We start from the raw sequence: 12,391 nt of genomic DNA, 5'->3' as shown, positions 1-12,391 counted from the left end.
CTTTTCCCCTCTCCTTATTGATACTCCGCCTTTTCCTGAAAATATTCCCGGGTCTGCCGGGCGTTCCTGCGGATCTCCTCCGCCAGCTCCTCCATAGAGGGAAACTTCCGCTCCCCCCGCAGGCGGTGATAGAACTCCATCCGCATCGTCTGACCGTACAGGTCCCCGTCAAAGTCCAAGATGAAGCCCTCCACCGTCACCCGGCGGTCTCCGTCCTGCACTGTAGGGCGCACCCCCACGTTGGTAACGGCGATACGGCTCTCCCCCCCGAAGCAGACTTTGGTCGTATAGACGCCGAAGGCAGGCACGATGACTCCCTCCGGGATATGCAGGTTCACCGTGGGAAAACCCAGGGTGCTGCTGCCGATTTTTTTGCCGTGGGCCACCTTCTGAGTCAGGACATGGGGATGCCCCAGGAACTGGACCGCCCGCTCCATCTCCCCCTGGGCGATCAGGGTGCGGATGTAGGTGGAAGAGATGGTGATGCCGTCCTGCTCCACCTTGGGGATGATGTCACATCCGATGCCCAACTGGGCGCACTTCTCCTGGAGGCGCCGGGGGTTGCCCTTGCCCATATAGCCGAAGTGGAAGTCGTGGCCGGCCACCACATGGACCGCGCCCAGTTCTTCCGCCAGATACCGGTCCACAAAGTCCTCCCAGTCCATGCGCATCATGCCATCAAAGTTGGACACCACCACCTCCTGGATGCCGTAGCGGCTCCGCATCAGCCATCCCCGGTCCTCCACCGAGCTGAGCAGGGGCACTGTCTGGCCCGTGATGGCGGCGGTGGGGCTGCGGTCAAAGGTGAATGCGGCCGCCACCGCATCCAGCTCCCGGGCCTTGTCCACCACCCGGCGAAGCAGGGCCCCGTGCCCGTTGTGGACTCCGTCAAAAAAGCCGAGGGCGATCACTCGTCTGTTCTTGTTCACAATCTGATAAGTCTCCTTCTTTTTCTCTCTGCGGACTTCCGGGCGCTCACACCGGGAAGAAGCTCTTGATGGTGGTCAGCCTTCCCCGCTCCATCCGGCTCAGGGCTAGGAAGGTCCCCTCCGCCCCATAGACCCGGTACTCCCCGTCCGGTGTCTCCGGCAGGAACAGGCTCATGCCGTTGCGCACCTTTTTCTCTGCCGGAGGCTTGAGGATCAGCACAGGGCGGTCAGCAAAGTAGGCGTCCACCCCCAGAAGCAGGGACGCGGGTCCCTCCGCCTGGAGCACCTGCTCCAGAGGCAGGGCGTCCTCCAGCTTGAACCCGGCCGCCATGGTCCGGCGCAGGCCGCTCATGCAGCCCCCGCACCCCAGTGCCCGGCCAATATCATGACACAGGGTGCGCACATAGGTCCCCTTGGAACACCGGACCCGCAGGGTGTAATCCGCCGGCCCCGTCTGCTCTTCCAGCGTCAGGCTGTGGATGGTGACGGCCCGGGGCTGCCGCTCCACCTCCTGGCCCTTTCGGGCCAGCTCATAGAGCTTCTTTCCTCCCACCTTGATGGCGGAGTACATGGGGGGGATCTGCCGGATCTCTCCCCGGAACTGCCCCAGTACCTGCTCCAGCTCCGCCTGGGAGACGGAGACCGGCCGCTCCGCCAGCACTGTGCCGGTGGTGTCCTGGGTGTTGGTCTCCACCCCCAGCCGCAGGCCAGCTACATACTCTTTCTCCGACTCGGAGGCAAACTCCACCGCCCGGGTGGCCCGGCCCACGAACACGGGGAGCACACCTGTCGCTATGGGGTCCAGTGTACCGGCGTGGCCGATGCGCCTTTCGTGGAAGATCCCTCTCAGCTTGGCGCACACATCCATACTGGTCCAATCTTGGGGCTTGTCGATGATGATGATGCCGTCAGCCATGACGCACCTGCTCTATCGCCCACAGGATGGCCCGCTTGGCCTCCTCCACGCTGCCCTCCACCGTGGCGCCGGAGGCGGCGGCGTGGCCCCCGCCTCCCAGCAGGGCGCATACCCTGCTGGCGTTAAGGACCTCCGGATCAGTGCGCAGGGACAGCTTGCACGTCCCGGGCCTCAGCTCCCGGATGGTGATCGCATTCTTCACGCCCTCCACCTGTCCCACAAAGGAGGCGATATCCTCCAGGTCCCGCTCGTCGGCCCCCAGCTGGGCCACCATCGCCAGGTCCACCGCCGCCACGGCGGTCTCCCCGCCGTCAAACAGCTCCATACCCTCCACGATCCGGCTCTCGATCCGGAGGCGCTTCAGGGTCTTGGTCCGGAAGTGGCGCTTGTTCAGCTCCGCCGCAGGGATGCCGGTCTCCATCAGGGCGGCCGCCGTCCGGTGGGTGTCCGCCGTGGTGTTTCCGTAGACAAAGCAGCCGGTGTCGGTAGACACCGCCACGTAGAGGGGCACCGCCATCTCCCGGGTGACCGGGCCCAGCAGGCCCGCAATATCATAGATCAGCTCCCCGCAGGCCGCCCGCCCGGCGTCCAGGCAGGTCTCCCGGGCAAAAAACTCCTGGGAGGGGTGGTGGTCGATGGCCAGGTCCACCCGCTCCAGGTAACACCGGGCGTTCTCCGGGAACAGCCCCCGGGCGGCGATATCCACCGATACCACGGTGTCCGGGCTCCAGCCCTCCGGGGCGGTCAGCCCCTCCAGATAGGGGGTGAAGAGGCTGGTGGCCTCCGGGTTTTCCAGCACCCAGGCCGTCTTTCCCCGCCCCCGCAGGGCCAGACACAGCCCCGCTGCGCAGCCGATGGTATCTCCGTCCGGCCGGACGTGGGTGAGGATCAGAAAATCGTCCCGTTCCATCAGCCACTCCGCTGTCTGTCGCTCATTCATATCCAGGTCTCCTTTGCCCTCCGGGCCTCTGTTTACTCCTTGGGCCCCTCCACGCTGCGCAGCAGCTCCAGAATGTGGGCTCCCTTGTCGATGGAGTCATCCAGCTGGAACACCAGCTCTGGGGTGTAGCGCAGCTTCAGGGCGCTCCCCAGCTCCCGGCGCAGCCAGCCAGAGGCGGATCTCAGTCCCTTGAGCACCCGCTCCCCGTTCTCCTTGTCCAGTACACTGATATATGCCTTGGCGTACCGCAGATCCGGGGTGGTCTCCACCGCTGTCACCGAGATCATCCCAGACACCCGAGGGTCCTTGACCGCGGGGATCAGAGCGGACAGCTCCCGCTGGATCTCCTCGTTGATGCGTCCGATGCGATTGCTTGCCATAGTTGGTCCTCCTTCCCGGGCAAAACCGCCCGCAGATGAAAATCAAATGGTGACCGCCATCCGGCACTGGCCGGGGCAGCCGTTTTGTGTGGGAGGGTCGCACAGCTGCTCCAGGGCTTCCCGGTCCAGATCGCCCAGCCTCCCCTGGAACCGGGCGATCTTCTCCTCCCGGTCGTCTCCCACCCACAAATTCCACAGCTCTATTGTCTCGCCAGGGCGGCAGCTGCGCTTCAGGTAGGCCCTCAGCTGCTCCGCCTCCGCTTCTGCGGCCTCGACATTCAGCTCGTACTGCCAGAGCTTCATCTCCAGCCCCAGTGCCTCCACCGCGTCCCGGTAATACTGATGCGGCTGGATGGAAAATCCGGGAGTCTCCACCTGAACGCACGCTCCGCCCGCTGTGGAAGCAGAGCTCCGGCGTATCCCGGAGTCGTACAGTGGCAGGGGGTGATCGGCCGCCACCAGCATCACATAGCTCACAGCACAGCTCCTTTCACGCAGACAGACCCGTCCCCTCCTCAAATGAATTGGGGATGGAACGGGCCTGTTTTCGGTTGTTCCTTTTACTCCGGCTGCCGCTGGTGGAGCACGCCTCGTCCCCGCAGGGTCCGTATCTCCTGCGGCTCATCTCGGAACTGCGGGTCTGCCTAGAGACAGAGGAAGGTCAGACCTCGATCTGCTCCATCAGGAAGGCCTCTACAATATCGCCCTCCTTGATATCCTGGAACTTCTCGAAGGTGATGCCGCACTCGTAGCCCGCGGCCACCTCTTTCACGCTGTCCTTGAAGCGCTGGAGGGAGGCGATGGCCCCGTCGTAAATGACAATGTTGTCCCGGAGGAGGCGCATCTGGGCGTTGCGCTGCATCTTGCCATCCAGCACATAGCAGCCGGCCACCATGCCCACTCCGGTGATGCGGAACACATTGCGCACCTCGGCCCGGCCCAGGTCCACCTCTCGGAATTTGGGGGCCAGCATACCCTTCATAGCCGCCTCCACCTCGTTGATGGCGTCGTAGATGACCCGGTACATCCGCATATCCACATTGGACCGGGCGGCGGTCTCCTTGGCGTTGGCGTCAGGGCGGACGTTGAAGCCCACAATGATGGCACCGGAGGTAGAGGCCAGCATCACGTCGCTCTCGCTGATGGCGCCCACGGCGCAGTGGATGACCCGGACCCGGACCTCCTCGTTGGACAGCTTCTCCAGGGATGCCTTCACTGCCTCAGCGGAGCCCTGAACGTCTGCCTTGACGATGATGTTCAGGTTCTTCATCTCACCGGCCTGGATCTGGCTGAACAGATCCTCCAGGGTGACCTTGCCCACTGCGCTGCCGGAGGCCATCTTGTTCTCGTGCTTGCGCTGCTCCACCAGCTCCCGGGCCATGCGCTCGTCAGCCACGGCGTGGAAGTCATCGCCCGCACCGGGCACCTCACTCATGCCAATGATCTCCACAGGAACGGAGGGGCCGGCGGACTCCACCTTCTGGCCCTGGGCGTTAGTCATGGCGCGGACACGGCCCACGGCGGTGCCCGCGATGATGACATCGCCCTGATGCAGGGTGCCGTTCTGTACCAGCAGGGTGGCCACGGGGCCGCGGCCCTTGTCCAGCCTGGCCTCGATGACGGCACCGTGGGCGGAACGGTTGGGGTTGGCCTTCAGCTCCCGCATCTCGGCGGTAAGGACCACCATGTCCAGCAGGTTGTCAATGCCCATGCCCGTCTTGGCGGAGATGGGGCAGATAATGGTCTCGCCGCCCCACTCCTCGGGCACCAGCTCATACTCGGTGAGCTGCTGCATGATCCGGTCGGGATTGGCGGTGGGCTTATCCATCTTGTTGATGGCTACGATGATGGGGATCTCAGCGGCCTTGGCGTGGTTGATGGACTCCACGGTCTGGGGCATGATGCCGTCATCAGCGGCCACCACCAGGATGGCCACGTCGGTGATCATGGCGCCCCGGGCGCGCATGGCGGTGAATGCCTCATGGCCGGGAGTGTCCAGGAAGGTGACCGGGCTGCCCTTCACATCCACCTGATAGGCGCCGATGTGCTGGGTGATGCCGCCCGCCTCTCCGGAGACCACGTTGGCGTGGCGGATATAGTCCAGCAGGGAGGTCTTGCCGTGGTCCACGTGGCCCATGACCACCACCACGGGGGCGCGGGGCTGCAGATCCTCCTCCTTGTCCTCCGTGGTGTCGATCAGCTTCTCCTCGATGGTGACCACCACCTCCTTCTCCACCTTGCAGCCCATCTCCTCGGCGATGATGGCGGCGGTGTCAAAGTCGATGATGTCGCTGAGGGAGGCCATGACCCCGTTCTTGATGAGGCACTTGACCACCTCCGCGCCGGTCTTCTTCATCCGGCTGGCCAGCTCACCCACTCCGATCTCATCGGGGATCAGCACCTTCACCGGTGCCTTCTTGGCGATCTCCAGCTGGAGACGGCGCAGGCGCTCCTGCTCCTCCTGCTTGCGCTTGTTGCCCGGCCCCTGCTGGCGGCCGCGCTGGCGCTGGGCGTTGCGTCCCTGGAACTTCTGCTTGCCGCCCCGGTCCTGCTGACGCTGGTCGGTGAAGGACTCCAGCCGCTCGTCGTACTTCTCCAGGTTGACGGCTCCGCCCTTGCGGGTGTCCACCACCTTCTTCTCCGGCACGCGGGTGGCGGGGCGGGCCTGGGCCTGCTCCGGCTTGCCCCCCTGAGCGCGGGGCTGCTCCCCGCTCTTGTCGGCCTGGGGCGCAGCGCTCTGTGGCCTGCTCTCCCCCTTGGCAGCCGGCTTGGAGGCGCTCTGCTGTGGCTGGGCTGGCTTCGCCTGGGCCGGCTTGGGCTCATGGTAGACGTCCGCAAAAATGGACTCTATGTTCTCCACCTGGTTGTGCTGGGTCAGATAGTCGAAAATAACGGCCAGCTCCCGCTCCTCCAGGACCTGCATGTGGTTCTTGGGGGTCTGGCTGTATTTGGTCATGATCTCCGCGATGTCCTTGGAATTCAGCTTGAAGTCCTTGGCCACCTCGTGGACACGGTATTTGTTCATCATATAGGGCCACCTCGTTTCTTAGGGTTTCCCGGCAGGGTTCCTGCCGCCGGATCTGGGCTTCGCAGTCAGCTTCCGCCCGCCCGGCCCCGGTTTCCCGGGGAATGTTCGGGGCGCTCTCCCCGTCCCGGTCTCCGGCCTGCCCGGCCGTCTGCCTGAGCCGCCTTTGCCCCGCTCCCGCCTGGACGTTGTCGGCGGGGCCTCTTCCCTCTTGCTGGGGCGAGAGGGCGGGGCCGCCCAGGGCTTGTGCTTTCCCTGTCTCATATTTTTCTCGTGCTGGCGTTTTTCTCTCTGGCGCATCAGGGCGCGGTCCGCCTTAGCCCTCAGCTGCTGAGCTGCGGGGCCGTACCGCTCCTCGTCCCGAGCGGCCAGCTTCTCCGCCAGGGCGGCGGCGAACCCGAAGTCGGTCACCGCGAGCATGGCGCAGGAGCTGCGTCCCAGCTGCTCCCCCAGCTCCGCCTTGGTGAAGGGCATTTGGAGCCACAGGGCGCCCCCGGCCTCTCCGAAGTGGGCGGCCCGCCGCACCGTATTGGGGGCGGCGTCCGCCGCCAGCAGGAGCACGCGGGCCTGGTGGGCCCGGGCGGCCGCGCCCACCGGTTCCTCTCCGATCTCCAGCCGTCCGGCCTTTTTGGCCAAACCCAGGAGATGGAGGATGGGGTCATGGGGCATCGCCGGGCACCTCCTTCATCTGCTCCTCCAGGCGCTCATAGACCTCTGGAGGGATCGCCTGGGCGAAAGCCCGCTCCAGAGCCTTGGACTTTCTTGCCCGGGCCAGACACACGCTGTCCGGGCACAGATACGCCCCGCGGCCGGGCAGCTTTCCCCGGAAATCCAGGGAGATGGCCCCTTCCGGGGACTTGACCACCCGGATCAGTTCTTTTTTCGGTCTCATTTCCCGGCAGCCGACACATTGGCGCATAGGGAGCTTCTTGGGCACGGTCCGCACCACCCTTCGACGAATTAGGAATTAGGCGTAAGGAATGATGGGGAGGGGGATGATCCCCAGCTCCCCGGTCCCGGTTCTTGTACGGTTAGTCTTCCTCTGCGGGAGCGGTCTCCCCGGTCCCGGCAGAGTCCTCCGCAGGCGCCTCGGCCTCCTCGACGAACAGTTCCTCCTCGGGAGCCTCGATGGGCTCCAGGGGGGCCGAGGCCGGCTTGATATCGATCTTGTAGCCCGTCAGCTTGGCTGCCAGGCGGGCGTTCTGGCCCTCCTTACCGATGGCCAGGGAGAGCTGATCATCCGGAACCACCACCCGGCAGCTCTTGCCGTCAGGCAGGGGCTCCACGCTGATGACGTCGGCAGGAGAGAGGGCGGCGGCGATGTACTCGGCGGGGTCGTCAGAGTACTTGATGATGTCCATCTTTTCGCCCTTCAGCTCTTCCACGATGGTGTTCACCCGCTGTCCCCTGGGGCCGACACAGGCACCGATGGGGTCCACATTGGGGTCAGCGGACCAGACGGCCAGCTTGGTGCGGGAGCCCGCCTCCCGGGCGATGGACTTGACCTCCACCGTCCCGTCATAGATCTCAGGCACCTCCAGCTCAAACAGGCGCTTGACCAGCCCGGGGTGGGTGCGGGAGATGAGCACCTGAGGACCCTTGGTGGCCCGGCGCACCTCCACCACATAGACCCTCAGGCGGCTGCCCTCCTGATAGGTCTCGCCCCGCACCTGCTCGTTGACGCTGAGGTAGGCCTCCGTGCTCTCGGAGCCGCTGCCGATGCGCAGGGCCACTGCACCGCTGCGGGGATCAATCCGGGTGATGATGCCAGTGAGGATCTCGTGCTCCTTGGAGGTGAACTCGTCATAGATCATCCCCTGCTCCGCCTCCCGGATTCCCTGAATGATGACCTGGCGGGCAGTCTGGGCGGCGATGCGGCCGAAGTTCTTGGGCTTGACCTCAATGCGGATGGTGTCCCCCAGCTCCACTCGGGGCAGGGACAGGCGGGCCTCCTCCAGACTGATCTCAGTGCCCGGATTGTCCACCTCCTCCACCACCTCTTTTTTCAGGAACATGCGGACCACTCCGGTCTCCTCGTTGGCCTCCACGGTCAGGTTGTCACCCACCCCCTCGTGGTCCCGGCGGTAGGCGGAGATCAGGGCCTGGGTGATCTTTTCCATCATATAGCCCTTTTTGATGCCCTTCTCCTCCTCGATCTGGGCGATGGCGGCAAAAAACTCCTTGCTGTCCAGCTCGGTGCTGTTGACCTTTTTCGTTACTCTCTTAGCCACGGTAATTCCTCCTAAACGTATCAAAAGCGGGGGTACAGCCGCGTCTGGGCGACCTCTTTTTTCTCAAACGTGATGGGCATCCCGTTCAGCTCCAGGGTGATATCCCCATCCGCCCAGCCTGTCAAACGCCCCACAAAGTCCTTTTTCCCGTCTTTGGGCCGGTAGAGGCGCACCTCCACCTCTTCTCCACAGAAGCGCTGGAAGTGCTCCGGCTTCTTCAGCACCCGGTCGGCCCCGGCGGAGGACACCTCCAGGGTATAGCTTCCCTCGATGGGGTCCGCCTCATCCAGTGCGTCGGACAGGGGGCGGGAGACCGCCTCGCAGTCGTCGATGGACACACCTGTCTCCTTGTCGATGTAGATCCGGAGATACCACGTGCCCGCTTCCTTGACATACTCCACATCCCAAAGGGAGCAGCCCGCTGCCTCTGCCAGCGGCTGCGCCAGTTGGGCCACCAGATCGGTCACTTTCGCCATGGACTTCCTCCTGTCCGGGGCTGAATGTGCCCCCATTTTCTCAATCAAAAAGAGCGGAGCCGCAGCCCCACTCTAACCAATACTACCATAATTACTGTTTCACTATACCATACAAAGTTCTGGATTGCAAGGGGCAGCCCAGAATATTTTTAAAAAAGCAGAGAAAATTTTTCTCGCCTCAGGATATCTCGCCTCTTTCCTGTCTATTCTTTCAAGCAGCGGCACGTCCTATCCTCGCCTGCCTGCGCAGAAGCTTTCTTTCCCAATCGGGGCGGTGTGTGGTATCCCTCCACGGTCCTCCCTCCCGGCGCACTGCCGGAAAGCTCCCTCGGCGATTGACAAATATGGCACATATACTATAATATAGAGAGGGGGATCTCCCCGCCCGAGCTTCCAACAAAAGGAGGTCCTGTGGATGACTCTGGAATTTACCAACAAGCAGTTTCGGCGCCTGCTGGACCTGGTCTATATCGGCAACTGGATCCTCAACTCCACCCGGGGAGACCAGCGCTTCGCGGATTACGACGAGGTAGAAAGCCTTGTCTTCGGCAAGGCCCTGGTCAGCGGTATGCCCGCCCTGGCCGAGGTGTACGAGGGGGAGATCGTCCCCTCCCGCGCCTTTGCGGAGGGCGGCATCCACGAGGCCATCATGGAGTATGAGAACAACGTATTCTTCGATATTCTGGCCGAGGATCTGGCCCGTCGGGACATGGATGATGTCCCCATCGACGAGAGCAACTTTGCCGAGCTCACCAGCCGGATCGACGCCTACATCACCGAGTTCGAGGAGCATGGCACTGACAACATCCTGGTGGATACCGAGGGGCTGTGACCCCGGGCGCAACCCGAACGCGGCGCGGCCTTTTAGCCGCGCCGCGTTTCTGTGTCTGCTCCTGAACGGTCGTACTGAAAAAGGTAGTCATCCACTCCACCAAGTGTCTGTTGCCGGGGGATGCCCCTGCTCCCGCCTGCTCTCCGACCTGAAGCAAGAGACGGACGTCAGACCTGTATCCGGGTCCGGCGTCCGTCCGTTTTCCTGTCTGAGGCTCAGGCCTTCCGGGCCGTGCCCTCTGTTTTGGCCGCCGCCTCCGCCTTGGGCTGAGGCTTGGGCACAGGGACGACCTTCTCCCCCAGGCTGTCCTGGGGGACCAGCTCCCGGCCGGCCACTGCGTCGGTGATGCTGCGGCCGCTGGCCTGCTTGGCGTGGCCCTCCACATCCATCCGATTGCGGGGGCTGCGCACCAGACAGCCGGCCCCCTGGACACAGCCGCCGTCACAGGCCATGCCTTCGATGAAGTTGCCGTCCAGCACGCCCCGTTTCGCCTTCAGCAGGGCCACCTCGCAGGCTTCGATGCCGCTGCACGGCACTGCCTTCAGCTGGAACTCCTTATCCAGCCCCTTCTCCTTCAGGGCCTCCGCCACCGCCTGGGCCACACCGCCGCTGCGGGCGAAGTTCCGGCCGAAGGGGCTTGCCTCGTCCAGCGGGGCCTCCTCCAGGGATTCCAGGTCGATGCCGCGGGACTCGAACATGGCGAACAGCTCCTCGTAGGTCAGGGCGCAGTCAATGGCGTTCATGGTGCGGCCCAGCTGGAACTCCTTCTTTTTCGCCACGCAGGGGCCGATGAAGATCACCTTGGCATCCGGGTCCTTCTCCTTGATGTGCAGACCGATCATCACCATAGGGGACGGGGTGCGGGAGATCAGATTCTCCATCTCCGGGTGCTTTTTCTTGATGTACCCCACAAAGCCGGGACAGCAGGAGGAGCACAGCATCCCCTTCTCCACCAGCTCTTCCGACTCCCGATCTGCCACCATATCAGCCCCCAGAGCCACCTCGGCCACTCCGTTGAAGCCCAGCTTCTTCAATCCGGCCACCACCTGGCCGTAGGAGGCGGGGGCGAACTGCCCCACGATGGAGGGGGCCAGCACGGCATAGGTCTTGTAGCCCCAGTGCTCAGCACCCATGATCATGTGGATGGCATCGGTGATGAAAGACTTGTCCTGAATGGCGCCGAATGGGCACTGATACACACAGTTCCCGCAGGCGATGCACTGGCTCACGTCAATGGATGCTTTCCGGTCCGGGCCCATGGAGATGGCCTTGGCCGGGCAGCCCTTCTCACAGGGCCTCTGGGTCTTGAGAATGGCGCTGTACTGACAGGCGGATACACATCGGCCGCAGGAGATGCACTTTTCATGGTCGATGCAGGCCCGGTGATTCACAATAGTGATGGCATCCTTGGGGCAGGCATGGACGCACCGCGTGGCCAGGCATCCCCGGCAGGAGGGCCCCACGGTGATCTCGGTCACCGGACACTCGTCACAGGCGATAGGCAGCACCTCCACCAGGCAGGGGTTGCTCTTGTCCCCTCCCATAGCCAGCTTGACCCGGCTGTTGATGATGGCCCGTTCCTTATAAATACAGCAGCGCAGCGTGGCCGTGGGCCCGGGGATGATCTTCTCCGGGATGTCCAGAATAGCAGTCCCGGTCTGGAGCCTGTCCTCCCAGGTCAGGCGGGCCACCTCTGTAAGCACCGCGGTCTTCAATTCCTGGATCTTCGTTTCAAATGTACGCATTGTCTCCCTCTTCTCTCTGCCAGTCCCGTTTTCCCGCTGGCATCTTCTCTTCTTCCCTCAACTTTTGCAAGTTTTCTTTCATTTTTTATGTCATTTTATCGCAACTCTTCCACCTCTGTCAATACAAATTTCCAACAGTTTTCCACTCATGTTTCTTTTTCTCTTTGGTCACCCAAGTCCCGCCGCACCTCTCCCCCCTCCGCCGCATAGTCTGAGATAGAAAATCAGAGGCACGGGGGAAATTTTCCCTCCGGCGCCCAAAAACGGAGGGTCGGCCATGTCACCTGTCAATTCGATACAGTATTTTCTGGGGGCAAACTCCCCCACAGGATTCTATTCTCTCTACGACCAGCTTCTTCCGCCGGAGCAGGCCTCCGCTATCTACATCCTGAAGGGCGGCCCCGGCTGTGGGAAATCCACCCTGATGCGCCGCGTGGCTGCCCTGGCCCAGGAGGCAGGCGAGCCCGTGGAGTGCATCCTCTGCTCCGGTGACCCGGATTCCCTGGATGCCATCCTCCTCCCAGGCAAAAAGGCCGCTCTGGTGGACGGCACCGCCCCCCATGACACAGCACCATTAGGACACCCTGTGAAACAATCAGGATTTGCAAGGGGTTGCGGGATCGACTTTTGGACGGCACCAGCACCGGGTACGGTTACTTGGGACACTTTTATGGGACAGGCATTCAAAAATAGGCGTAACTGCTCAAAAAAATCAACCCGCTACTGATCGTAACGAGTTGATCATCAAACCACGCCGCGGTTATAGGCACCTTGCATCGGCGGCGGAACTCGAACCCACACGGTGTCGCCACCAACGGATTTCGAGTCGTTGGCAAGGACTTTCCTTTGTTGATTTTTGTGCGCATCCATTAGCGTCTGAAAACGCTGCAAGCCCTTGCGCCATGCGCGTTTGCGGG

Annotated in this window: 13 protein-coding genes; 2 read left to right on the top strand and 11 right to left on the bottom strand. The window is 63.0% G+C overall.

Going from position 1 to position 12,391, the window contains the following annotated elements; translation table 11 throughout:
* Positions 1-14: 14 nt before the first annotated feature.
* The 10 genes from ribF to BN1969_RS07295 all read right to left on the bottom strand — a co-directional run bounded on the left by ribF (position 15) and on the right by BN1969_RS07295 (position 8,897).
* Positions 15-929, bottom strand: coding sequence for a riboflavin biosynthesis protein RibF (gene ribF, locus BN1969_RS07340; RefSeq protein ID WP_050623704.1), 915 nt, complete (start codon positions 927-929; stop codon positions 15-17).
* A 46-nt stretch (positions 930-975) separates the two neighbouring features.
* Entirely contained in the window at positions 976-1,845 is an 870-nt protein-coding gene (gene truB / locus BN1969_RS07335; protein ID WP_050623703.1) for a tRNA pseudouridine(55) synthase TruB, read from the bottom strand.
* Positions 1,838-2,785 (bottom strand): DHH family phosphoesterase, encoded by a 948-nt coding sequence (locus BN1969_RS07330; protein WP_050623702.1) that lies wholly within the window; start codon positions 2,783-2,785, stop codon positions 1,838-1,840. The genes truB and BN1969_RS07330 overlap by 8 nt, the downstream gene beginning before the upstream one ends.
* A gap of 32 nt (positions 2,786-2,817) precedes the next feature.
* Entirely contained in the window at positions 2,818-3,165 is a 348-nt protein-coding gene (gene rbfA, locus BN1969_RS07325) for a 30S ribosome-binding factor RbfA (RefSeq protein ID WP_050623701.1), read from the bottom strand.
* A 42-nt stretch (positions 3,166-3,207) separates the two neighbouring features.
* Positions 3,208-3,642: a hypothetical protein gene (locus BN1969_RS07320; RefSeq protein ID WP_050623700.1), complete on the bottom strand. Its 435-nt coding sequence runs from the start codon at positions 3,640-3,642 to the stop codon at positions 3,208-3,210.
* A gap of 184 nt (positions 3,643-3,826) precedes the next feature.
* A complete protein-coding gene (infB, locus tag BN1969_RS07315) occupies positions 3,827-6,193 on the bottom strand; it encodes a translation initiation factor IF-2 (RefSeq protein WP_077138726.1) in 2,367 nt (788 codons plus the stop codon).
* Between the two features lie 18 nt (positions 6,194-6,211).
* Positions 6,212-6,859, bottom strand: a complete 648-nt coding sequence (locus BN1969_RS07310) for a L7Ae/L30e/S12e/Gadd45 family ribosomal protein (RefSeq protein WP_050623699.1) — start codon at positions 6,857-6,859, stop codon at positions 6,212-6,214.
* Positions 6,849-7,127: an RNase P modulator RnpM gene (rnpM, locus tag BN1969_RS07305; protein ID WP_050623698.1), complete on the bottom strand. Its 279-nt coding sequence runs from the start codon at positions 7,125-7,127 to the stop codon at positions 6,849-6,851. The genes BN1969_RS07310 and rnpM overlap by 11 nt, the downstream gene beginning before the upstream one ends.
* A 94-nt stretch (positions 7,128-7,221) precedes the next feature.
* Positions 7,222-8,421 carry a transcription termination factor NusA gene (gene nusA / locus BN1969_RS07300; RefSeq protein WP_050623697.1) on the bottom strand — a complete coding sequence of 400 codons (1,200 nt, stop codon included), beginning with the start codon at positions 8,419-8,421 and terminating at the stop codon, positions 7,222-7,224.
* A gap of 20 nt (positions 8,422-8,441) precedes the next feature.
* Complete coding sequence (locus BN1969_RS07295) at positions 8,442-8,897, bottom strand: ribosome maturation factor RimP (protein WP_050623696.1); 456 nt, start codon at positions 8,895-8,897, stop codon at positions 8,442-8,444.
* A gap of 415 nt (positions 8,898-9,312) precedes the next feature.
* Here BN1969_RS07295 and BN1969_RS07290 point away from each other — a divergent pair, with 415 nt between their 5' ends.
* Positions 9,313-9,729, top strand: coding sequence for a hypothetical protein (locus BN1969_RS07290; protein ID WP_050623695.1), 417 nt, complete (start codon positions 9,313-9,315; stop codon positions 9,727-9,729).
* Positions 9,730-9,944: 215 nt separating this feature from the next.
* On the opposite strand, the gene BN1969_RS07285 is transcribed toward BN1969_RS07290, so the two are convergent.
* Complete coding sequence (locus tag BN1969_RS07285) at positions 9,945-11,474, bottom strand: 4Fe-4S dicluster domain-containing protein (RefSeq protein ID WP_077138725.1); 1,530 nt, start codon at positions 11,472-11,474, stop codon at positions 9,945-9,947.
* 277 nt (positions 11,475-11,751) lie between these two features.
* On the opposite strand from BN1969_RS07285, the gene BN1969_RS18530 reads away from it, so the two are divergent.
* Positions 11,752-12,201 (top strand): hypothetical protein, encoded by a 450-nt coding sequence (locus tag BN1969_RS18530; RefSeq protein ID WP_077138724.1) that lies wholly within the window; start codon positions 11,752-11,754, stop codon positions 12,199-12,201.
* Positions 12,202-12,391: the final 190 nt, after the last annotated feature.

Source organism: Clostridium phoceensis (assembly GCF_001244495.1).
In the GTDB taxonomy this organism is placed as follows: Bacteria; Bacillota; Clostridia; order Oscillospirales; family Oscillospiraceae; genus Lawsonibacter; species Lawsonibacter asaccharolyticus.
This window is presented reverse-complemented; position numbering and strand designations above follow the sequence as displayed.

Excerpts from the sequence above, each read along its gene's own strand:
- truB (WP_050623703.1), bottom strand. The coding sequence starts at position 1,845 with ATGGCTGACGGCATCATCATCATCGACAAGCCCCAAGATTGGACCAGT.
- BN1969_RS07330 (WP_050623702.1), bottom strand. The coding sequence starts at position 2,785 with ATGAATGAGCGACAGACAGCGGAGTGGCTGATGGAACGGGACGATTTT.
- rbfA (WP_050623701.1), bottom strand. The coding sequence starts at position 3,165 with ATGGCAAGCAATCGCATCGGACGCATCAACGAGGAGATCCAGCGGGAG.
- infB (WP_077138726.1), bottom strand. The coding sequence starts at position 6,193 with ATGATGAACAAATACCGTGTCCACGAGGTGGCCAAGGACTTCAAGCTG.
- BN1969_RS07310 (WP_050623699.1), bottom strand. The coding sequence starts at position 6,859 with ATGCCCCATGACCCCATCCTCCATCTCCTGGGTTTGGCCAAAAAGGCC.
- BN1969_RS07295 (WP_050623696.1), bottom strand. The coding sequence starts at position 8,897 with ATGGCGAAAGTGACCGATCTGGTGGCCCAACTGGCGCAGCCGCTGGCA.
- BN1969_RS07290 (WP_050623695.1), top strand. The coding sequence starts at position 9,313 with ATGACTCTGGAATTTACCAACAAGCAGTTTCGGCGCCTGCTGGACCTG.
- BN1969_RS07285 (WP_077138725.1), bottom strand. The coding sequence starts at position 11,474 with ATGCGTACATTTGAAACGAAGATCCAGGAATTGAAGACCGCGGTGCTT.
- BN1969_RS18530 (WP_077138724.1), top strand. The coding sequence starts at position 11,752 with ATGTCACCTGTCAATTCGATACAGTATTTTCTGGGGGCAAACTCCCCC.